The 20,902-nt window shown below is 70.5% G+C and carries 20 protein-coding genes and 1 pseudogene; 11 read left to right on the top strand and 10 right to left on the bottom strand.

The genetic code is table 11. The features are described 5' to 3' along the window. Window positions 1–123: 123 nt before the first annotated feature. From ACT3CF_RS01495 to ACT3CF_RS01480, 4 genes are all read right to left on the bottom strand, one after another. Window positions 124–732 carry a GntR family transcriptional regulator gene (locus tag ACT3CF_RS01495; protein ID WP_478419958.1) on the bottom strand — a complete coding sequence of 203 codons (609 nt, stop codon included), beginning with the start codon at window positions 730–732 and terminating at the stop codon, window positions 124–126. Continuing rightward, entirely contained in the window at window positions 729–1,610 is an 882-nt protein-coding gene (locus tag ACT3CF_RS01490) for a phytanoyl-CoA dioxygenase family protein (protein WP_478419957.1), read from the bottom strand. The genes ACT3CF_RS01495 and ACT3CF_RS01490 overlap by 4 nt, the downstream gene beginning before the upstream one ends. Before the next feature lie 14 nt (window positions 1,611–1,624). Beyond that, window positions 1,625–2,242: an acyl-homoserine-lactone synthase gene (locus tag ACT3CF_RS01485; RefSeq protein ID WP_478419956.1), complete on the bottom strand. Its 618-nt coding sequence runs from the start codon at window positions 2,240–2,242 to the stop codon at window positions 1,625–1,627. 77 nt (window positions 2,243–2,319) lie between these two features. Continuing rightward, window positions 2,320–3,051 (bottom strand): helix-turn-helix transcriptional regulator, encoded by a 732-nt coding sequence (locus ACT3CF_RS01480; protein WP_478419955.1) that lies wholly within the window; start codon window positions 3,049–3,051, stop codon window positions 2,320–2,322. A gap of 365 nt (window positions 3,052–3,416) precedes the next feature. On the opposite strand from ACT3CF_RS01480, the pseudogene ACT3CF_RS01475 reads away from it, so the two are divergent. From ACT3CF_RS01475 to ACT3CF_RS01455, 5 genes and pseudogenes are all read left to right on the top strand, one after another. Then, a pseudogene (locus tag ACT3CF_RS01475) lies at window positions 3,417–3,479 on the top strand (hypothetical protein); the annotation flags it as partial. Next, window positions 3,460–4,137, top strand: coding sequence for a DUF2285 domain-containing protein (locus ACT3CF_RS01470; protein ID WP_478419954.1), 678 nt, complete (start codon window positions 3,460–3,462; stop codon window positions 4,135–4,137). The pseudogene ACT3CF_RS01475 and the gene ACT3CF_RS01470, both read left to right, overlap by 20 nt. Before the next feature lie 601 nt (window positions 4,138–4,738). Beyond that, on the top strand, window positions 4,739–5,788 hold the full coding sequence (locus ACT3CF_RS01465) for an ArdC family protein (protein ID WP_478419953.1): 1,050 nt from the start codon (window positions 4,739–4,741) through the stop codon (window positions 5,786–5,788). Then, window positions 5,785–6,216 (top strand): DUF2958 domain-containing protein, encoded by a 432-nt coding sequence (locus ACT3CF_RS01460; RefSeq protein WP_478419952.1) that lies wholly within the window; start codon window positions 5,785–5,787, stop codon window positions 6,214–6,216. The genes ACT3CF_RS01465 and ACT3CF_RS01460 overlap by 4 nt, the downstream gene beginning before the upstream one ends. Before the next feature lie 85 nt (window positions 6,217–6,301). Beyond that, window positions 6,302–8,146 (top strand): ParB/RepB/Spo0J family partition protein, encoded by a 1,845-nt coding sequence (locus ACT3CF_RS01455; RefSeq protein WP_478419951.1) that lies wholly within the window; start codon window positions 6,302–6,304, stop codon window positions 8,144–8,146. Between the two features lie 139 nt (window positions 8,147–8,285). On the opposite strand, the gene ACT3CF_RS01450 is transcribed toward ACT3CF_RS01455, so the two are convergent. Next, window positions 8,286–8,705 carry a thermonuclease family protein gene (locus ACT3CF_RS01450; RefSeq protein ID WP_478419950.1) on the bottom strand — a complete coding sequence of 140 codons (420 nt, stop codon included), beginning with the start codon at window positions 8,703–8,705 and terminating at the stop codon, window positions 8,286–8,288. A 440-nt stretch (window positions 8,706–9,145) separates the two neighbouring features. Here ACT3CF_RS01450 and ACT3CF_RS01445 point away from each other — a divergent pair, with 440 nt between their 5' ends. The 4 genes from ACT3CF_RS01445 (at window position 9,146) to ACT3CF_RS01430 (ending at window position 11,064) form a co-directional block, all read left to right on the top strand. Further along, window positions 9,146–9,466 carry a DUF736 domain-containing protein gene (locus ACT3CF_RS01445; RefSeq protein ID WP_272781441.1) on the top strand — a complete coding sequence of 107 codons (321 nt, stop codon included), beginning with the start codon at window positions 9,146–9,148 and terminating at the stop codon, window positions 9,464–9,466. A gap of 179 nt (window positions 9,467–9,645) precedes the next feature. Then, window positions 9,646–9,873 carry a helix-turn-helix transcriptional regulator gene (locus ACT3CF_RS01440; RefSeq protein ID WP_478419949.1) on the top strand — a complete coding sequence of 76 codons (228 nt, stop codon included), beginning with the start codon at window positions 9,646–9,648 and terminating at the stop codon, window positions 9,871–9,873. Continuing rightward, a complete protein-coding gene (locus ACT3CF_RS01435; RefSeq protein WP_478419948.1) occupies window positions 9,866–10,438 on the top strand; it encodes a S26 family signal peptidase in 573 nt (190 codons plus the stop codon). Before ACT3CF_RS01440 ends, ACT3CF_RS01435 begins: the two co-directional genes overlap by 8 nt. Then, entirely contained in the window at window positions 10,426–11,064 is a 639-nt protein-coding gene (locus tag ACT3CF_RS01430; protein ID WP_478419947.1) for a lytic transglycosylase domain-containing protein, read from the top strand. Before ACT3CF_RS01435 ends, ACT3CF_RS01430 begins: the two co-directional genes overlap by 13 nt. A 12-nt stretch (window positions 11,065–11,076) precedes the next feature. On the opposite strand, the gene ACT3CF_RS01425 is transcribed toward ACT3CF_RS01430, so the two are convergent. After that, complete coding sequence (locus ACT3CF_RS01425) at window positions 11,077–11,328, bottom strand: hypothetical protein (RefSeq protein WP_478419946.1); 252 nt, start codon at window positions 11,326–11,328, stop codon at window positions 11,077–11,079. 402 nt (window positions 11,329–11,730) lie between these two features. Here ACT3CF_RS01425 and ACT3CF_RS01420 point away from each other — a divergent pair, with 402 nt between their 5' ends. Both ACT3CF_RS01420 and rlxS read left to right on the top strand, forming a co-directional pair. Continuing rightward, a complete protein-coding gene (locus ACT3CF_RS01420) occupies window positions 11,731–12,090 on the top strand; it encodes a hypothetical protein (protein WP_478419945.1) in 360 nt (119 codons plus the stop codon). A 346-nt stretch (window positions 12,091–12,436) separates the two neighbouring features. Further along, the gene (rlxS, locus tag ACT3CF_RS01415; RefSeq protein WP_478421308.1) at window positions 12,437–14,410 is read left to right on the top strand and encodes a relaxase/mobilization nuclease RlxS; all 1,974 of its coding nucleotides are present in this window, start codon (window positions 12,437–12,439) and stop codon (window positions 14,408–14,410) included. 127 nt (window positions 14,411–14,537) lie between these two features. On the opposite strand, the gene ACT3CF_RS01410 is transcribed toward rlxS, so the two are convergent. Genes ACT3CF_RS01410 through ACT3CF_RS01395 form a run of 4 tightly spaced genes read right to left on the bottom strand, consistent with a single transcriptional unit; the run spans window position 14,538 to window position 20,795 of the window. Then, window positions 14,538–14,936 carry a copper-binding protein gene (locus tag ACT3CF_RS01410; protein ID WP_478419943.1) on the bottom strand — a complete coding sequence of 133 codons (399 nt, stop codon included), beginning with the start codon at window positions 14,934–14,936 and terminating at the stop codon, window positions 14,538–14,540. Next, the gene (locus ACT3CF_RS01405) at window positions 14,933–18,100 is read right to left on the bottom strand and encodes an efflux RND transporter permease subunit (protein ID WP_478419942.1); all 3,168 of its coding nucleotides are present in this window, start codon (window positions 18,098–18,100) and stop codon (window positions 14,933–14,935) included. The genes ACT3CF_RS01410 and ACT3CF_RS01405 overlap by 4 nt, the downstream gene beginning before the upstream one ends. Then, on the bottom strand, window positions 18,097–19,569 hold the full coding sequence (locus ACT3CF_RS01400) for an efflux RND transporter periplasmic adaptor subunit (RefSeq protein WP_478419941.1): 1,473 nt from the start codon (window positions 19,567–19,569) through the stop codon (window positions 18,097–18,099). Before ACT3CF_RS01400 ends, ACT3CF_RS01405 begins: the two co-directional genes overlap by 4 nt. Beyond that, window positions 19,566–20,795, bottom strand: a complete 1,230-nt coding sequence (locus ACT3CF_RS01395; protein ID WP_478419940.1) for a TolC family protein — start codon at window positions 20,793–20,795, stop codon at window positions 19,566–19,568. Before ACT3CF_RS01395 ends, ACT3CF_RS01400 begins: the two co-directional genes overlap by 4 nt. Between the last annotated feature and the right edge of the window lie 107 nt (window positions 20,796–20,902).

Below are 20,902 nucleotides of genomic sequence, written 5' to 3'. Positions count from 1 at the left end.
TCTGATTGCTGCGCCATTGCAGCCTTGGGAGTGTACGAAGCGCCTTCTGCTATCCGAACTTTATACGGATCTTATATCGACTTTGTTTGGCGGCCGGGGGCCAGGCCCAGGGGCGGGTTCGGGCTAGTCGATCCGGTAGACCGCCCGGACGATGGCCGCCGCGGAGCGGCGGCGCCGGCTGTGATAGCCGGTGACGCGCCGTCGCAGCCGGTCACGCTCGCCCTGCAATGCCGCCACGGCCAGATCGCCAAGCTCGTCCTCGATCGCGTCGAGCACATGGGGCTCGACCAGGCGGACCGCGTGGAGCCGGGCGTTGAGCAGGTCGACGGCCCGCGCATGCTCGCTGTTCGCCGAGCAGCGGGCGATCGCGAGGAACAGCGAAGCGGTGCGAACGGCGATCGGCTCCTCGCCGAGACCGCCCGGCACCGCGACGCCGGCCATGGGACGCGGCCAGGCGCGTATGGAGAGTGCAACCAATTCCGCAGACCAGTCATAAAGGTCCTTGAGCGCCGGTTCGTCGAGCGCCGGCACGTGGAAGCCGCCGCTGGTCCGTGTCTCGACCAGGCCCTCGCCGGTGAGCAGATGGAGCGCGTCGCGGACCGGCGTCACGCTCGCCGAGAGCGGCGCGGCGAGCACCGCCGGATCGAGCCGGTCGCCCGGCCGGAACTCGCGGCCCATGATCCGCGCCTTGAGCACCTCATGGACGCGTTCGGCGGTCGCACCCGAATTCATGACGGAACCCGGCGCGCTTCTACGAAGGCGTCGACCATCGCCTGCTGGTCGGGACGGAGCGCGTCGATCGCGCCGAGCGGGCGACCGGCGCGATCATCGAGCAGGACGGAAGGGCACTGACCTTCATAGTTGCCGAGATTCGGACGATGCTGGCGGTAGCCGACCAGCGCCGCGAGCTCGCTCGGGAAGGTGCGCGCGACCTCGGGCGGATAGGCCAGCCACTGGTTCTCGTAGGGCTTGAGCCAGCCGAGCGAATAACCGACGACGAGGCCCCGTCGCACCGCATCGGTCAGGTTCGCGCCGGCGCCGTGCAGCGTCGAGCCGAGAAAGATCAGCGCCGCGCCGGGCTCCATCTCGGCCGCAATCGGGACTTCGGACGGTTCGGCCTCGAGCGCCTGTCGCCCATGGCTGCGCGGCCAGACGAGCGTGGCGCCGTTGTCGCGTGTGAAGGGGGTGAGCGGCCACATCACGTTGACGAGATATTCGATCTCGCCGACCGGCCCGCGCCACATGTCCTGGTCGCGATGCGGCAGCTGCGCCGGTGCACCGGGGTGCACCGCAATCGCCTGGGTGGTGTTGAGCTGGATGCAGTCGCACCAGGGCGACAGCACCGCCTCGACGATGCCCGTCACCAGCCGGTGCTGGACCAGCGATGCGGCATGCGGCGAACGGATGAGGAGGCGACCGAAGCGCTTGGTCGTGGTGCCGTAGAAGCCACCCTGCCCGAAGGGCGTGCGCGCGAAAGGTTCGGCGAGGTCCTCATCGAGCGCTTGGACGGTCGCGGCAGGCAGCGCATCGGGGACGATGCAATAGCCCTGCGCGGCGAGGTCGGCGATGCCGCGCGCGATCCCGGCGGCGAGGTCGGGGCTGTGTCCCATCGTGGTTCTCCCGGTCAGGCGGCCACGCGCCGCGCGTCGTGGGGTATGGGCCGCGCCTCGATGCCCGCGGCGGCGAGCAGCGCCGGGGTGTCGGGGGTGATGTCGATGCGCAGCGCCGCCAGCATCGTGCCGTCGACCACCCGCGGCAGACCGAGCGGCACGCAGCGCCAGCCGAAGGCGAGGATCTGCTGAAACCAGCCCATCTCGGCGATCGCGCTGTACGCGGTGATCCCGCTGGCGAGCGCATGCTCGACCAATGCGGTCACCAGCGTGTCGCGCACCGCGCGCCGCTCGCGCGCGGTCAGCCGCCGGTCGAGGCAGAAGCGCGTGATCTCGAAGGTGGCCGGTTCCCGCGGCGGCGCCTCCTCGCACAGCTCGGCATAGAAGGAATCGAGGATGTGCGGGCGGACGGTGGGGAGCAGCCGCGCCGATCCGAGATGGGTTCCATCCGGCTCGGCGAGGATCAGATAGGTCGCATGGACATCGTCGAACTGGTCGACCTCATAGGCGCCGGCGAGCACGGGAACGTCCCATTTGAGCAGGTCGACGAAGACCGATTTGCGCGCGGCGAACATCGATCGCATCGCCGCGTCCGACAGCGGGGCCGGGGCGGATTGAAGGATATGCAGCATGGGACTGGCTCCTGACCGTTTGCCGGCCAAGGGTCGTCGAGGAGCGGGCTACGTCACCATACCGGAAAAGGGGTATGTCAGCGGCGGAAGAGATCGGTGAAGGTCAGCGTTCCGTCGAACAGCGCCCGGATCACCAGCAATGTCCGCTTGTTCACCCCGTAGCGCTCGCAGGCATTCCTGATATGCAGCGCGACCGTCTCCTCGCTGATGCCGAGGATCTGGCCGATCTCCCAGTCGCCCTTGCCGCGCGCGACCCACAGCACGCAGTCGCGCTGGCGATCGGTCAGGACGCGCGCCGGCGGCAGGTGGCCGCGCCCGCTCCACAGCCGCCGGGCCGCCTCGAAGGCGAAGTTGCCGGCGAGCTGGGCGAGCGGCAGCATGGCCTCGGGCATCGGTCGGCCGTCCTCATTGGCGAAGGAGCAGGACCCGCGCGCCTCGCCGGGTACATGCGCGGGCACGGTGAAGCCGTCGCCGATCCCCTGCTCGCGGCCGAGCGCCAGCATGCGGTGGTCCGCCGCGGTCAGCGGGATCATCAGCGGCATGCGCGACCAGCAGAAGCCGACGCTCGTCACATGGCTGGCGCGGTGCACCGGATCGACCACGCCGAGCGCGTTGCCGTCATAATAATCCGCCCATTGCGCGGGATAATTGTGCAGCCGGATCGCGCTGCCGCTGGCCGCGACGATGTCGACATGATGCGTCAGCGCGAAATACTGAAAGCCGAGCTCCGACGCGATCGCGGCCATCGCCGCGGCGAGATCTTCGGCGTTACCCACCGCCTCGACGACGTGCATGAACCGCATCGCCATCGTATGCATACTCAACCGGCCGCAGCGCGACCGCGGGCGGCGTCTCAAGCCACCGCAATCCCGGCGATCACCCTTTCCCGTACCTACGGGCCGAACGGCGGGTTCTCAGGCCGTCGCCCGGCGACTCCAGCAATTAAGAATCAGTATCACATACACTTTGCTCAAAGAAGCGGCAGAACCGCGCCATCGAGGTGGACGAAAGGTAAAGGTCTCGCCGAAACCTCCATTATGGTTGTTCCTGGCGGCAACCAGCGTGGTCCTGCGGGCACCGGGCCGTGAACCATTCTGCCGGGGAGGATGTTCCTCCGGACTGGCGCGCGGCAACGGCCTATCTGCAGTTGCGCGGGATCGACCGCGCCGGGCTGATGTGGGAATGGCTGCGCCGCGACCCCGGCTATATCGCCTGGCATGTCCGCGCGAGCACCGCGACGCGGAGCACGCTTCCGGCCGCCGCCGGAGATCCGCTCCAGTGGGGGCTGCACTTTCGCCGAGGATCCGGACCGCGCAGCACCTTCGGCCCGGATCATCTGGCATGCCGATCTCGACCCCGGCACGATCAGCGTCGCCGCCGTCCCGGTCGATCCGACGGACCCCGACAGCCTGCGCCTCGAGCATCTCGCGCCATGGCTGGCGATCGCGGTCGGGCCCGACGGACGCGAGCATGTCGTCCTTTCGGACGGCTGGCGCCATATCCGGCTCGACATCGAGGAAGGGCGGCTCGCCGGAGAGGAGGCGGTGCTGCTCCACTATCGGCTGCGCGGCCTGGCCTCGGCCGAGACGCGCCTGCTGCCGCTGCGCCGTCTCCTGTCGCTGTGCCGGCACCGGCGGTTCGCGCGCTCGCTGTTTCCCCGCGACCCGCTGATCGGCCACGGTATCGAAGTGCTGCGCGTGCACGACGCGTTGCGCGACGGGGCGAGCCAGCGTGAGATCGCGACGGCGCTGTTCGGGGCCGAACGCGTCGACCATGACTGGAACGGCGCCTCGGACTCGCTGCGCTCGCGCGTGCGCCGGCTGGTTCAGGAGGCCCGAAGCCTGGCGCGCGGCGGATACCGGCAGCTGATGCGGTCCGGCGCCTCGCGCCGCTGAGGCGGCGCGACCGCGCTCTACGGCTCGAAGCGCCGCTTCTCGCCGCCGAGCCCCTGGCGGGTCTCGGCCTTCGGTGACGATCGGCTGGCGCGGGTCAGCTGACGCTGACCCCGGCGGAGCGGGGCTGCGGACGCACACTGCCGGCCGCTGCGCGGGCCGACAGGGTGCGGCGCCCGATCGCGGCCCCGCGGGCACTCGCGCTCCGGCGGCCGGGCGGCGCGCCCGTCTCGCGGCCGGCGACAATTGCCGCCGGGCTCGCGAAGCCCGGTTCGACGCCGCTCACCCGTCCGCCTGCGCGCGGGGTCCCGTTCTTGTCGGGCGGCGGCACGCCGCTGCGGCTGCGGTCGCCGCGCTTGCGGCGCGGCGGCGCTGCTTGTGGCCTCTCCCGGTCAAGCGCGGGTGGGCGGCGCTCCCTGCTAGGCCCGCCCGCGTCGCCGGCAAGCCGGCCCTCGGCTGCGCTCGGGACCGGCTCCTCCACTACCGTTGCGGCCCTTCGGGTGCCGGCGCCGCTCGCGGCGGGCCTTTCCGGTCGCTCGGGTGCCGCCCACCCCCGCTTTCCGGGGAGGCCATGGTGGTTTTGGGGCGGTGCAGGAGGTGAACGATGCGCGTTTCCCCGAACGCTCCCGCGCGCGGCAAGGGCCGCAAAGCCAAGGCAGCTCGTGGCGGACGGTCCCGCGCGGCCAAGGCACGAACCGATGCCCAATCGTCCCGCGTCAGCCTCTACGACGAGGTAACCGCAAAGATCATCGCCGAACTCGAGGCGGGGCGCTTCCCTTGGGTTCAGCCTTGGGGGACGGCCGGTGCTCCCGGCTGTCCGAACGGCGGCGCCGTCAGCCCCGGCCTGCCGCGCAATGCGCTGACCGGACGGCTCTATTCGGGCGTGAATGTCCTGATCCTGTGGGGCGCGGTCATCGAGCAGGGCTGGCCCTCGCAAGGCTGGCTCACCTTCCGGCAGGCGCTGGCGGCGGGCGGCAGCGTCCGCAAGGGCGAGCGCGGCACCACGGTCGTCTATGCCGACCGCTTCACCCCCGAAGCCGAGAAGGCCCGCGCCCGCGACGAGGGCGGCGAGGCGCGCGCCATCCCCTTCCTCAAGCGCTTCACCGTGTTCAACGTCGCGCAGTGCGAGGGACTGCGCCCCGGCCTCGCGCCCGAACCCGCTCCCTTGCCCGAACGGCAGATCGTGCCCGTCGCCGAAGCGGTGATAGCCGCGAGCGGGGTGGATTTCCGCGTCGGCGGCAATCGCGCCTTCTATGTCCCCTCGGCAGACTATGTGCAGGTGCCGCCGCAACCGGCCTTCTTCGAGCAGATCAACTATTACCGGACCTGCCTGCACGAGCTGACCCACGCGACGGGCCATGCCTCGCGGCTGGGCCGCAACCTCACCAACGCCTTCGGCAGCAGGGACTATGCGCGCGAGGAGCTGGTCGCCGAGATGGGATCGGCCTTCCTCTGCGCCACGCTCGGCATCGTCCCGACCGTGCGCCACGCCGACTATATCGCAAGCTGGCTCGACGTGCTGCGCGAGGACAATCGCGCGATCTTCCGCGCCGCCAGTCAAGCCAGCAAGGCCGCCGACTGGCTGCTCGCGCGCCACACGGCGGCGCAAGCCGAGGCATCGGACGACCGCACCGACGAGCGGAGGGCGGCATGATCCTGCTCACCCCCGACCTTCGCTTCGCGCTGCGCGCGAACGACATCGCCCGCCGCGCCGCCGACCGCGAAGGACGGCACGCGCCCGATCCGGCCCCCGTCGTCAAATTCTTCAATCCCGCTGGCGCGGCGACATGGCTCGCGACCGAGCTTGATGCCGATGGCGACACCCTGTTCGGCCTCGCCGATCTGGGCTTCGGCTGTCCCGAACTCGGCTGCTTCTCGCTCGCCGAGATCGAAGGGCTGCGCCTGCCGTTCGGGCTGACCATCGAGCGCGACCTCTATTTCGAGACTGCGCATCCGCTGTCGGTCTGGGCCGAATGGGCGCGCCGCGCCGGGTCCATCCTCTGGGCCGAAAGGCTGCTGGCGCGCTCGCCGTCCGCAGCGAACCCCGACGAGCTTCCGCCGCCCGAGCCGGACGGCGGCTGACGCGCGGCGCGTTCCCGCCGCATCGTAAGCCGGTCCGCCACCTCGCGAAAGATCGACGGACCGGCACTCACAAGGAGTGACGACAATGAAACTCGATTTTATCCCGCTCGACAAGCTGGTCATGAGCAAGGCCAATATGCGCCACGGCCGCAAGGCACCCGATGTCTCCGACATCCTGCCGACCGTGCGCGCGCGCGGCGTCATCCAGCCGGTCATCGTCCGCCCGAACTGCGCGCCGGACGGCTATGAGATCATCGCCGGAAGCCGCCGCTTCCACGCCGCGCGGATCGTCGCAGACGAACGCCGCGCGGGCGGCGAAGCCGATGCCGAGGCGGCGCTGCTGCCCTGCGCCATCCTCGACGCGGGCGACGATGCCGCCGCCGTCGAGGCCTCGCTGATCGAGAACCTCGCGCGGCTCGATCCCGACGAGGTGACGCAGTGGGAGACCTTCACCCGGCTGGTCCGGGAAGGCCGCAAGGTCGAGGACATCGCCGCGACCTTCGGCCTGCCCGAGCTATCCGTCCGCCGCGTGCTGGCGCTCGGCAACCTGCTCCCCGCCATCCGCGACCTCTATCGCCGCGAGGAGATCGACGCCGCCACCGTCCGCCACCTGACGCTCGCCTCCAAGAGCCAGCAGAAGGCATGGCTGGCGCTCGCCGACGATCCCGACAGCTATGTGCCGACCGGCCACCAGCTCAAGGCGTGGCTGTTCGGCGGGCAGTCGATCCCGGTCCGTCACGCGCTGTTCGACGTAGAGGCAAGCGGCCTTGCCACCGTCGCCGACCTGTTCGGCGAGGACCGCTATTTCACCGACGCCGACGCCTTCTGGACCGCGCAAAACGACGCGATCGAGGTGAAGCGCGCCGCCTATGTCGAGCAGGGCTGGGCCGACGCGATCGTCGTGCCGCCGTCCGAGCATTTCTCGACGTGGGAATATGAGAAGGCGGGCAAGCGCAAGGGCGGGCGCGTCTATCTCGACGTGCGCGCCAGCGGCGAGGTGATCGTCCACGAAGGCTATGTCAGCCGCAAGGAGGCCGCGCGCCTCGCCAAGGCGGAAGCGACGGGCGGCATCGCGACCGGCCAGAAGCCCGTCCGGCCCGAGGTGACCGGCACGATGCAGACCTATCTCGACCTGCATCGCCATGCCGCCGTGCGCGCCGCTCTGCTTGCCCATCCGGGCATCGCGCTGCGCCTGATGGTCGCCCACGCCATCGGCGGCTCGCACCTGTGGCGCGTCACTCCCGAGCCGCAATCCACACGCAACGACGAGGTGCGCGACAGCCTCGACAACAGCAAGGCGGAGGCGGATTTCGACGAGCGCCGCCGCGCGGTGCTGGCGCTGCTCGACTTCTCACCCGAAGAGCCGACTGTCACCGGCGGCAACGGCGACGATTATGGCGTCGTCGGCATCTTCCAGCGGCTGCTCGGCCTGCCCGATACGGTCGTCACGGAGGTGGTCGCGGTGGTCATGGGCGAGACGCTGGCGTCCGGAAGCGCCGCCGTCGAGGCGGTGGGCATGGAGATCGGCATCGACATGGCGCGGTTCTGGCAGGCTGACGATGCGTTCTTCTCGCTGATCCGCGACCGCGAGGTGCTGACCCGGATCGTCGCCGAAGTGGCGGGCGAAGCCGTCGCCAGCGCCAATGCCGGGGAGAAGTCGAAGACGCTGAAAGCCATCGTCCGCGACCATTTGGGCGGCACCAACGGACGGACGAAGCGCGACCATTGGGTGCCGCGCTGGATGGCGTTCCCGCCCGCCGCCTATACCATGCGCGGCGGCGTCGGCACGGTCTCGGCCCATGCCAAGGCACAGGCGGCGCGCGAGATCGAGCGGCGGGTGCCGGGCGACGACGACCCCGATCCGACCGCGCCGGGCGCGGTTCTGGCACCCCCGGAACCCGAGGAAGAAGCCGACCGCCTCGCGGCGTGACCGATCAGCCGGGCGGCCTCGTGCCGCCCGGCTCCTTGCCCGGACCCCTGAAATCCGGCCGCGCGCCCTCGCCCTGGCGGGCTCGGGCGCGCGGTTTCGGAATGCCCAATCCCGGCCGTCCAGCTCGCCCGGCAGCCGGTCAGCGGCCGCGGCGTCCGCACCAATCGGGCTTGCGCGCGCCGCGCGGCCACCAGCGCGCGACCCCGATCGCGACCAGCGTTTCGGCCAGATCGCGCCCGCCGAGCCGGACTTCGGCAACCGTCCGATCATAGCTGCGGCCGACCCGCGCCAGCGTAACCGGGCGGCCTTCGAGCACCGCGCGCGCCCGCGCGGTCGCCGCCTTGCCCAGCGCCAGTTCGGCCCTGCACCTGGCTTGGCCCTGCCGCGATTCCGGCGCGTCGATGCCCGCGATCCGGATGCGCTCGCCGCCCGCCAGCCGGAACGTGTCGCCGTCGATCACATAGGCGACCCGCGCCTGATCCGGACCGGGCGCGGCGATCAGCGGTTGCGCGAGGCAGGCGGACAGGACGATCGCGGCGAGCGCCGGCACGGACTTCACTTGCTGCTCCTTCGTTCCGGGCCGGGCGTCGGTCGGCCCTCGCGTTCGAGGCTTGCCGACGCCGATATCGGTGCGGCCACGGCGCGTCCATCGGACTGCCCGGTCGGCACGGCGAAGCGTTGCGCAAGCCGTTCTCTTCTCGCCATTGCGGTCATTCGCAGCGGCATTACGGTCCTCGCTCTGTCGGCCTGCCCGCACCGTTCCCGGCTCCTCGGGCGCATGACCTGGGGCGGTCGCAGTCCCGCGAAACCATCGCCCTGCGGCTTATTTCCCCGCCTGCTGACGCAGGCTCCTCGCGGCCGCTGGCGCTCTCAAATAAGCCTTCGGCTCCGGTCCTGCGCTGCGCTCCGGCCTGCCGGTTCGCGAGCCCGCTCACACCGCCCCTGACGGTCCGCCCATCGCCCGGAAACGGTTCGGGCGACCAGTCAAGGAGACGAACAATGCCCGCCATCGGTTATGTCACCCGCGAAGGCCAAGGCTTCAAGGGCCAGCTCAAGACGCTCTCGATCCGCACCGAGATCGAGATCATTCCGAACAGCCGCAAGACCGGCGACACGCAGCCCGACTATCGCGTGTCGGCGAACGGCGTCGAGGTCGGGGCCGGCTGGGTCCGGCGCGGCGAAATGAGCGGCAAGGACTATGTGTCGCTGTCGCTCGCCGCGCCCGAGTTCGGCCCGCGCCGGCTCTACGCCAATCTCGGCCGCGCCGCCGGACAGGACGACGACGACGCCTTCGCGATCATCTGGAACCCGGCCGACTGAGCCGGCCCGGCGCTCCCGCGCCCGCAGGCGCGGGAGCGCCATTCCACGAAACGCAATCCCCAGAAATGGGGGGGTCGAATCCGGCTATAGGCGAATCCGACCCTGCCGGCGGCGGACCGATCGGGCGATGTCGGGCCGGACGCGGCGATGACCGCCGCGTGGCAACGCTGGACCGCACCATGACCGACGACGCCGAAGCGCGCGCCAGAGCCGCGCGCGAGACCTGCCCGTTCCTCACCGCCAAGCAGACCGCCTTCCATCTCGGCATCGCCGGCTCGACGCTCAAGGCGATGCGCCTCGCCGGCAAGGGACCGCGCTGCCGGCTGCACGGCCGCACCTGGCGCTATCATATCGACGATATCGAGGCCTGGTCGGCGTCCCGTGCGCGGGGAGGCGACCATGGCTGAGCGCCGCGACCTGCCGCTGTTCGCCTGGGGCGAGAGCCTGCGTATCGCCCGCGCCCGGCGCGTGACGCTGCGCCGCCGCGCCGTGCTGCTCGGCGCCGGAATCGCAGCCCTCGGGCTGACGATCGTGCTGCCGCCGCTGCCGAGGTTGGTCTGGAACGCGAGCGCCAGCGCGCCGATCGGCCTCTACGCGGTGGCACCCGGCGCGAGGATAGAGCGTGGCGACATGGTGGTCGCCTGGCCGCCTGCCGAGGCGCGCCAGCTCGCCGCCGAACGCCGCTATCTGCCGCGCAATGTGCCGCTGGTGAAGCGTGTGGCCGGCGTCGCGGGCGATACGATCTGCATGGCGGGTCGCCTCGTGACGGTGAACGGTAGACCGGCTGCAATGCGGCGTCTGGCGGACGCCGCCGGGCGACCGCTGCCCGCTTGGGAAGGATGCATCCGGCTCGGGCCGGGCATGGTCTTCCTCCTCATGAACCGGACCCCGGACTCGTTCGACGGGCGCTATTTCGGGCCGACGCTGGCGCAGGACATCATCGGCAAGGCGACTCCGCTATGGCTGCGCTGAGGGCGTTCATGGCCGCAGCGGCGCTGCTCGCCGCGATCCCCGCCGCCGCCGATCCACCCCCCGATCTGGTGCTTCGCTGGCGCGCCGAGATCGCCGAGGCCTCGGCGCGGTTCGGCATTCCGGAGGCGTGGATCGAGCGAGTGATGCGCGCCGAGAGCGGCGGTCGGACCATGCTCGGCGGACGCCCGATCACGTCCAGCGCGGGCGCGATGGGGCTGATGCAGCTGATGCCCGGAACCTGGGCCGAGATGCGCGCCGCGCACGGTCTCGGGGCCGATCCGCATGGCCCCCGCGACAACATTCTCGCCGGCACCGCCTATCTGCGCATGATGTACGACCGCTTCGGCTATCCCGGCCTGTTCGCCGCCTATAATGCCGGCCCGGGCCGCTACGCCGCGCATCTCGCCTCCGGCCGCGCGCTGCCGGCCGAGACGCGCGCCTATCTCGCACAAGTCTCCGGCAGCGCTCCGGCTCCGCCGCCATCCTTCCGCCAAGCGCCGCCGCCAACCTTGTTCGTGACGCTTCGGCCCAGCGGCGGACCCGTGGATCAATCGCCGCCCCGCGCGGCAAATGAGGGATCCGGCAGCCTGTTCGTGTCCCTGTCGTCCGATCGTCCCGATCGATAGACGGTCGGCGGTTCAGTGTGGCCGCTCTCCCAGGAACGCCTTGGTGCGTTCCCGGCCTTCGGCGGTAATGATCGCCTCTTCCGCATGCGCGCATTCGTCGCCGCGCACCGTGCCGTCGCGGCAAGCTGCGACGGTTTCGCGCGCCTCATCGAGATGGGCGGCGAAATATTGCGTCGCACGGGGAGCCGCGAGGCCTGTGGCGGCCGGTCCGACGATGGGGCGCACCACGAACCCGGCCGCAAAGCCGATGGCGAGCGCGACCAATGTGATGACGACCGACCTACCCTGCTTCATCGCCGTGAAACTCTGCTGCTGGCGATCCGCATTCTATCAAATTCCATCGGCATTTCGAAAGCCGGGACGTCGCAGGATCGGAGGGATTCACCGGCGGTTCGACGGCGGCGAGGGTGGAGGGCTCGTCTCGGCAAGGCCCAGCATGACGGGCGGCGAAGCGGCTGTGCAAGGCCGGCGGCCCCTCCAATTTTGCTGCGATGCGGAGCGTGCTTCGCACGCGAGTCTGTTTGTTCTTGGCGCAACAAAATCGGTTCCTCCGCCGCCGCTGGCGCGGCGCTTCCGGCTACGCCTCCAGCGGCCCTGACAGCCGCTCCGCCACCCGTCTCCGGACTGCTGTCCTCGACTGAGGGGACGCAAGCGAAGGAGGCGATCATGACCATGTTTCAACCCATCGGTGCGGTGTCGGACCGGGTGATGGCGGCGCTCGTGGCAGGGCTCGAGATCGAGTTCGGACGGGGCGCCGGCGAGGCGCTGGCGCAGCGGTTTCTCGAGGCCGAGGAGAGCGATTTCCTGTGGGAGGCACGGCAGTCGGAGCGCTGGCTCGGGGCTTACGAGAGCATCGACGACGATGATGTCGAGCTCGATCGGGTAGCGATCCTGGGGCGTCTCGACGGCCGCTGGTTCGTCGCGGTGAGCATTGTCGACGGTGACGGGAATGCGCAGGGATTGATGGGGCGACGCAGCTTCCGCAGCGAACGCCGGGCACGCGAAGCCTTCGCGGCGACGCATTGAACGGCTGCTCTGACATGCCGGGACGCAGGTGCCGACAGGCATCGTGTCCCGGCTCTTTTTTGCCTCGGCTCGGGAGGCATGGATGGGCAGCGGGGCGAGCGGGAAAGGGCGACTGGAGCGGTTCAGTCGGGAGGGCGGCGTAAGGCAAGATAAAGCGCCGGCACCGGCCGGCGCATAAGTCTTTGCCTGCACATCATAATTCGGCGCCTCGACCGGCACTGCCGCGCGACGGCCGGTGCCGGTTTTGCGAATTGCCCAGCATTTCCGCGCGCTTGGCCGGCACCGGTTTTCACGCGCGGCAGCTTCCGCCACAGTGTCGGCGGGGCGCCTCATGAGGGCCGACCGGATGAGCGCCGAGGACGATTTCGAACCCAGGCTGGGGCGCCAGCGCAGCCGCGGCGGCAAGCGGGCGCGACGCTATCTCCAGCGCGTGCTCGCCGCCGCCAATCTCGCGCGCGCGGGCAGCGGGCGCCGGGCCGCCTTCACCGGCTCGCGTGCGGGGCGCGGCGCCGGCGTCGGCCGGCTGCTCAGCCGCCGCGACCGGTACGCCGCACACCGCCAGCGCCGCGTCATCGTCAAGACCCGGATCGTCCGGCTTGCCGGCAAGGGTCTCGACGGCGCCCGCGCGCACCTGCGTTATATCCAGCGCGACGGGGTCACCCGCGAGGGCCGGCCGGGCGAGCTCTACGGGCCGGCATCGGACCAGGTCGACGGCAAGGGCTGGCTCGACCGGCAGACCGGCGACCGCCACCAGTTCCGCTTCATCGTCAGCCCCGAGGACGGCGATCAATATGCCGACCTCAAGGATCTCACGCGCCGGCTCATGGCGCGGGTCGAGGCGGACCTCGGGACCCGGCTCGACTGGGTGGCGGTCGATCACTTCAACACCGGCCATCCGCACACCCATGTCATCGTCCGCGGCAAGGACATGACAGGCAAGGATCTCGTCATCGCGCGCGACTATCTGACCCAGGGCATCCGCGAGCGCGCCGCCGAGCTCGTCGACCTCGATCTCGGACCGCGCTCGACGCGCGACATCGAGGCGCGCCTGCGCGCCGAAGTGGAGCAGGAGCGCCTGACCGGCATCGACCGCCAATTGCTCCGCGACATGGACGCCGACCGCACCGTCTCCGCCGCCACGCGCGATCCCTTCCAGCAGACCCTTCGGGCAGGGCGGCTCGCCAAGCTGGCGCGCCTCGGCCTGGCCGAGCCCGGCGCCCCCGGTCATTGGCGGCTGCCGGAGGGTCTCGAGGACACGCTGCGCCGCATGGGCGAGCGTGGCGACATCATCCGGACGATGCAGCGCGCCTTCACCGACCACGGGCTCACGCCCGCTGCCGCCGATCTCGCCATCTACGAGTCCGCGGCGGCGGACGCGCGCGTTCTCACCGGGCGCGTCATCGAGCGCGGTCTTTCCGACGAATTCAAGGATCGCCACTACCTGCTCGTCGAGGCAACCGACGGACGCACTCATTATGTCGATGCCGGCAAGGGCGAATCCCTCGCCCCGCTGCCGGCGCGGGCGATCGTCCGCATCGCGCCGATGCCGGTCACGATCCGCGAGGCCGATCGGACGGTCGCGGCCGTCGCCGCCGCGAACGGCGGCCGCTACGATATCGATGCGCATCTGCGCCACGACCCCGCCGCCAGCGAGGCGTTCGCGCAAACCCATGTCCGTCGGCTCGAAGCCATGCGCCGGCTGACCGGCGCGGTGGAGCGCGCGGCCGACGGGAGCTGGATCATCGCCGAGGACCATCTCGACCGCGCGGCCGCCTATGAGGCGGCGCGCGCGAAGGAGACGCCCGTCAGGGTGGAGATCCTCTCTGCGCAGCCGCTCGAGACGTTGGTCGGCGCCGAGGGGGCGACCTGGCTCGATCGCGAGCTCGTTGCGGCCGAGCGCGAGCCGTTGCGCGAGGCCGGCTTCGGACAGGCTGTGCGCGAGGCTCAGCGGCAGCGCCGGCAATGGCTGATCGCGCAGGGCCTTGCCGAGAAAACACCGAGCGGGACGGTCTACCGCACCGGCTTGCTCGGCGCGCTTCAGCGGCGCGAGCTGCTCCGCGTCGCCGGGCAGCTTTCCGACGAGCGCGATCGGCGGTTCGTGGAGACGGTGCCCGGCATGCGGGTCGAGGGCATCTATCGGCGCGCCGTCGAGCTTACGAGCGGGCGGTTCGCGCTCATCGAGAAGTCGCGCGAGTTCACCCTCGTGCCGTGGCGTCCAGTCCTCGACCGGCATGCCGGCAAGACGGTGTCGGGCCTGATGCGCGGGGATGGGATCAGCTGGACCATCGGCCGTGGCCGAAGCGGACCGGCGATCTCGTGACTCGGGCGGGCCTGATCGGATGATGGTCGAAGGTCGCGGGTGCGGGGCCGTGAGCCGCGGCAGCGCCCCCGGTTGGAGAGCGCCGCCGCGAGACGGTTCGGCACCGGTAGAACCCGGCGCCCGCGTCCTACTTCTTGGTGATCGCGGTCACCTCGCCCGAGCCGTCCTTGAGCGCCAGCTCGAAGTCGACCTTGTCGCCGGCCTGGACGCTTCCGATCAGCGCCGGAGCCGCCTTGAACGCCATCGTCATCGCCGGCCAGTTCGCTTCGGGGATCGGACCATGATCGAGCGTGATCGTGCCGGCGGCCTTGTCGATCGCCTTGACCGTCCCGGTTCCCTTGGCGGTCTTCGCGGCCGGCATCGCCATATTGCCCATGTTGCCGGACATATTGTCCATGCCGCCCATCGCGCCCGGGGTCTCGGTCGCCGCGTTGGTCGGCGCGGCCTCGTTGGTCGCGGACTTCTCGCCGCAGGCGGCGAGCAGGGCCGCGAGGCCGAGGGCAGCGGTCAGGCAGAGAGGTTTCATTGGTCGTCTCCTTCAGGGTTGAGGACTGGAATCGGGCGTGGCCCGGATTTCGCTTCCCTGCGGCGCATCAGCAGATAGGCGGCGGGGATCACGAACATGGAAAGCAGCGGCGCGGTCAGCATGCCGCCGATCATCGGCGCGGCGATCCGGCTCATGACCTCCGAGCCGGCGCCGCTGCCGACCAGGATCGGCAGCAGGCCGGCGATGATCACCGCGACCGTCATCGCCTTGGGGCGCACGCGCAACAGCGCGCCCTCGCGGACGGCTTGCCCCACCGCGTCGGCGTCGGGCGCCGGTCCCCGCTCGTCGAGCGCGCCGCGCAGGTAGATCAGCATCACCACGCCGAACTCGGCGGCGACGCCAGCGAGCGCGATGAACCCGACCGCGGTCGCGACCGACTGGTGGTAGCCGAGCAGGTAGAGGATCCAGAATCCGCCGGTCAGCGCGAAGGGCAGCGTCCCCATGATGAGCGCCGCCTCGCCGACACGCCGGAAGATCAGGTAGAGCAGCAGGAAGATGATCGCGAGCGTGGCGGGAACCACCAGCATCAGCCGGTCGACCGCGCGCTCGAGATATTCGAACTGTCCCGAATAGGCGATCGAGACGCCGGGCGAGAGCCGGACCTGACGCGCCACGGCAGTGCGGAGATCGGACACCACCGAGGCGAGATCGCGCCCTCGCACATCGACATAGACCCAGGTCGAGAGCCGGCCGTTCTCGGTCTTGAGCATCGGCGGCCCGTCGGCGACATCGATCCGCGCCACCGTGCCGAGCGTGATCTGCTGGCCCGACGGCGTCAGCACCGGCAGCGCGCGCAGCGCCTCGGGACTGTCGCGCAGCTCGCGCGGATAGCGGACGCTGATCGGATAGCGCGCCAAGCCCTCGACGGTCTGGCCGACGGTTTCGCCGCCGATCGCACCCGAGACGATGGCCTGGACGTCGGCGATGTTGAGTCCGTAGCGCGCCGCCGCCGCGCGATCGATGTCGACGTCGATGTAGCGGCCGCCGGTGAGCCGCTCGGCGAGCGCCGAGCTGACGCCGGGCACCGACTTGGCGACGCCCTCGATATCCCGCGCGATGCGGTCAAGCGCGGCGAGATCGCTGCCCGCGACCTTGACCCCAATCGGACTCTTGATGCCGGTCGCGAGCATGTCGATGCGATTGCGGATCGGCGGCACCCAGATGTTGGCGAGGCCGGGGACCTTCACCGCCCGATCCAATTCCTCCACCAGCTTGTCGGGCGTCATGCCTGGGCGCCACTGGTCGCGCGGCTTGAAGCGGATCGTCGTCTCGAACATTTCGAGCGGCGCCGGATCGGTCGCGGTTTCGGCGCGCCCGGCCTTGCCGAACACGCTCTGCACCTCGGGCACCGTCTTGATCATGCGGTCGGTCTGCTGGAGCAGCTCTGACGCCTTGGCCGCCGACAACCCGGGCAGCGCCGAGGGCATGTAGAGCAGGTCGCCTTCGTTCATCGCTGGCAGGAACTCGCCGCCGAGCCGCGAGGCCGGCCAGGCGGTGGTCGCGAACACCAGCGCGGCAATGATGAGCGTCGTTTTGGGGCGCCGCAGTACCCAGTCAATCGCCGGCCGATAGGCGGCGGTGAGCGCGCGGTTGATCGGATTGGCCTGCTCGGACGGAATCCGCCCACGGATCAGCCATCCCATCAGCACCGGCACCAAGGTCACGGACAGGATCGCGGCCGCCGCCATCGTGTAGGTCTTGGTGAACGCGAGCGGCGCGAACAGCCGGCCTTCCTGCGCCTGGAGCGTGAACACCGGCACGAACGACAGCGTGATGATCAGCAGCGAGAAGAACAGCGCCGGGCCGACCTCGATCGCCGCCTCGGTGATCACCCGCCAGCGCGTCGTACCTTCGAGCTTCTCGTCGGGATGATCGGTTTCCCAATGCTCGATCTTCTTGTGCGCGTTCTCGATCATCACGATCGCGGCATCGACCATCGCGCCGATCGCGATCGCGATGCCGCCCAGCGACATGATGTTGGCGTTCACCCCCTGGACGCGCATCACGACGAAGGCGGCGAGCACGCCCAGAGGCAATGTCACGATCGCCACCAATGCCGAGCGTACGTGCCAGAGGAACAGCGCGCAGACGAGCGCGACGACGACGAACTCCTCGGCGAGCTTGTGCGTGAGGTTCTCGATCGCCGCGTCGATCAGCTGCGAGCGGTCGTAGGTCGGCACGATCGCCACGCCGGCGGGCAGGCTCTTCTTCAGTTCCTCGAGCTTGGCGCGCACTGCCTCGATCGTCGCGCGTGCATCGGCCCCCTGCCGCAGAATGACCACGCCGCCCGCAACCTCGCCGTCGCCGTCGAGATCGGCGATGCCGCGCCGCATCTCGGGCCCGACCTGGATCGTCGCGACCTCGCCCAGCGTCACCGGCACGCCGCCCGCCGCCGTCTTGAGGGGGATGGCGCGGAAATCGTCGAGCGATGTGAGATAGCCCGAGGCGCGGACCATATATTCGGCCTCGGCCAGCTCGACCACCGCGCCGCCGGTCTCCTGGTTGGCGTTCCGGATCGCCTCAACCGCCTGAGCCTGCGTCACGCCGTATCCGGCGAGCTTCACCGGATCGAGCACCACCTGATACTGCTTGACCATCCCGCCGATGCTGGCGACCTCAGCAACCCCGGGCAGGCTCTTCAGCTCATAGCGCAGGAACCAGTCCTGCAGGCTCCGGAGCTGCGAAAGATCATGCCCGCCGGTGCGGTCGACCAGTGCATATTCATAGACCCAGCCGACGCCGGTCGCGCCGGGACCGATCGCACTTCTCGCCTGCTCGGGAAGCCTGCCCTGGACCTGGTTCAGATATTCGAGCACGCGGCTCCGCGCCCAATAGAGATCCGTGCCGTCCTCGAAGATCACATAGACGAAGCTGTCGCCGAAGAAGCTGTAGCCCCGCACCGTCTTCGCGCCCGGCACCGACAGCATGGTGGTGGCGAGCGGATAGGTGACCTGGTTCTCGACGATCTGCGGCGCCTGGCCGGGATAGGATGTCCGGATGATCACCTGCGTGTCGGAGAGATCGGGCAGCGCGTCGATCGGGGTCGCGCGCAGCGCGAAGAGGCCGGCGGCGACCAGCGCGAGCGCGCCGAGCACCACGAACAGCCGGTTGGCCGCCGACCAGCGGATGAGCGCGCCGATCATCGGCCGCCCTCGCGCATCATGCGCCGGAGCGTCGGCCCCTGCGGCGGCTGGTCGAAGCCGAAGCGCACTCGGTCGCCGGTCTTGAAGCCGCGGGCGAGCCCCGGATTGCCGAGATGGAAGGTCATCGTCATGGCCGGCCATCTGAGCGCTGGCACCGGGCCATGGCTCAGCGTCACGCCGTTCGCGTCGATCTTCTCGATCCGTCCGATCGTTTCATAGAGCGCAGGCTGCGCGGCCGGCGCAGGTGTAGCGCCGTTGATCGGGCGCGCCTGAACCCCCGACAGGCTCGCTTCGGAATCGAGCAGGAACTGGCCGGAGGCCACCACCTTCTCGCCTTCGCTCAGCCCCGCCAGGATCTCGGTCCGGCCGCCGCCTTCGCTGCCGATCTTCACCTCGGCGGGTTGATAACGGCCGTCGGCAAGCGCGAGCATGACCAGGGTCCGCCGGCCGGTGCGAATGACCGCTTCGGAGGGGACGAGCAGCGCGGCGCGGTCGCTGCCGCCGAAGTCCACATTGGCGAACATGCCCGGCCTGAGCCGCCCGCCGCGGTTGGGCAGCTCGATCCGGACGGTGAGCGTGCGGCTCTCGGCCTCGACGCTCGGCAGGATCGCGGCGACGCGGCCGGTAAAGCGCTCGCCGGGGAAGGCCGCAAGCGTCGCGCTCGCAGCTTGGCCGGGACGGAGCGTGCCCGCCACCGCCTCGGGCACGGCCGCGTTGAGCCACACCGTGCCCAGCCCGTTCACTTCGGCGAGCGTCTGGCCTGCGGCGACGGTCATGCCCTGCCGCACGCCCAGGGTCTTGATCGTGCCGCCGGTGGGGGTGGAGATGGTGATGACGTTGTGCGGCCGCCCGCCGCGCTCGACCGCCGCGATCGTGCCCGCCGGCATGCCGAGCAGTGCGAGGCGCTGCCGCGCGGCGCGGATCATCGCGGCATCGCCGGTGCGCCTGACCGCCAGATATTCGCCCTGCGCGCCCGCCCATTCGGGAACCAGCAGGTCGGCGAGCGGCGCGCCCGCGCCGATTACGTCGCCGGGCGCGCGGGCATAGACGCGGCTGACGAAGCCGCCGCTCCGCGCCTGGACGATCGCGACGTCGCGCTGGTTGAAGTCGATCGTGCCGGTCGCGGTGAGCGCGCTCGACAATGCGCCGCGCTCGGCCGCGACGATGCGTACCCCGAGATTCTGCACGCGCGCGGGATCGATCCGGACGCCGGCTTCGCCGCCGGCCTCGCCGGCATATTTGGGGACGAGCTGCATATCCATGAAGGGCGACTTGCCCGGCTTGTCGAAATGCTGGCTCGGGACCATCGGGTCGTACCAGTAGAGCACCTTCCGGCCGTTTTCGGCGGTAGCGGGAGCGTCGCCATGACGGGTCAGGGCGGCAATGCCGTACCCGGCGCCCCCCGCGACGAGCGCGAGCACGGCCGCCGCAAGACCGAGCTGTGCGCGGCTGGAAAATTCGAGCGTCATGAGCGGTCTTCTCCATAGGTCAGCACGAGCCGGGCGCCGTCGCGCGCGACCGTCGCCTCCCGGTCGAGCGCGGTCAGCGAGGCGTCGGCGAGCATCGCCTGGGCGGCGATCATGTCGGTGAGGCTCGCGCGGCCCGCCGAATAGCTTGCGATCTCGAGGTCGGCGCGCTGGCGGGCGAGTGGCAGCAGCGTGCCCTGCGCGCGCATCCACTGCTCGTGATGCATCAGATGGTCGGCGATTCCCGCTTCAAGATCAGCGAGCAGGCCGCGGCGCAGATCCTCCTCGTCGGCGCGGGCGGCGCCGGCGTCGGCGACGCTCGCATCGATCATGGGGTCTTGGCGCTTCCGGGTGAACAGGGGCAGCGAGACGGTGGCGCCGACCGAGACCATGTCGCCATAGCGTTCGGCGCGGCGACCGTAGCTCAGGTCGAAGCTCCAGTCGGGCCGCTTGCCCGCGCGCGCGACGGTGATGCCGGCTTCGGCGCGCCTGGTACGCGCGATCGCGGCAAGCAGGTCGGGATGGCGCTCGATTGTGGCACGCAGCGCCGCAGGATCGACGGCGAAATCGGGAATCGCGCCCGCGATCTCGGGATCGGCATCGCCGGTCCAGCGCGCGAGCACCGCTTTGGCGCGCGCCACCTCGGCGGCGATCTCGCTGCGCCGGTCCTCAAGCCCGGCGATCGACTGACGGATATCGAGTGCCTGCGCCGGGCGGGATCCGCCCGACGCAATCCCCGCCGCCGATGCCGGAACGAATTCGCGCAGCCGGGCGAGCACGCCATCTATCGCCGTCAGCCGACGCTCGGCGAAGGCCAGATCGATCCAGGCGAGCGCCGTCGCGACCCGCACCCGGCGTGTCTCGGCGACAAACGTCGCATCGGCCACGCCGATCTCGGTCCGCGCCCGCGCCGCCTCGGCGCGGCGCTTGGCGAGGTTGGGCACGTCCTGGCTGATCCCCACGCGCGCCATCGTCATGCTGTCGCCGGCGTAGGTGAAAGCCGGCGGACCCGAGACCGGGAAATTGTCGAGCCCGACGCCGAGCTTGGGGTCCGGGAGACGGCCTGCCGCGGTCGCGGCCGAGCGGCGGGCATCGACGTCGAGGCCGCGCGCCTTGAGCGAGGGTGCCTCAGCCGCGGCGCGGGTCAGCGCATCGTCGAAGGTCAGCGGGTCGGCAAGTGCCGCCGTAGGGAGGGCCGCCAACAGCGGCACGAAAAACAGCAGTCGCATGGAATGCTCCTGATCGGGAGCGACCGATGCGCGAGAAGCCGGTCAGGCATGAGGGCGCCGGCGGAGCATCGCAGCTCCGCCGGCGCCAGCGCCTGGCCAGGCCTTAT

The organism is Sphingomonas chlorellae (genome assembly GCF_056485145.1).
The sequence above is the reverse complement of the archived record's forward strand: the minus strand, read 5'-3'. Positions and strand labels throughout refer to the sequence as shown.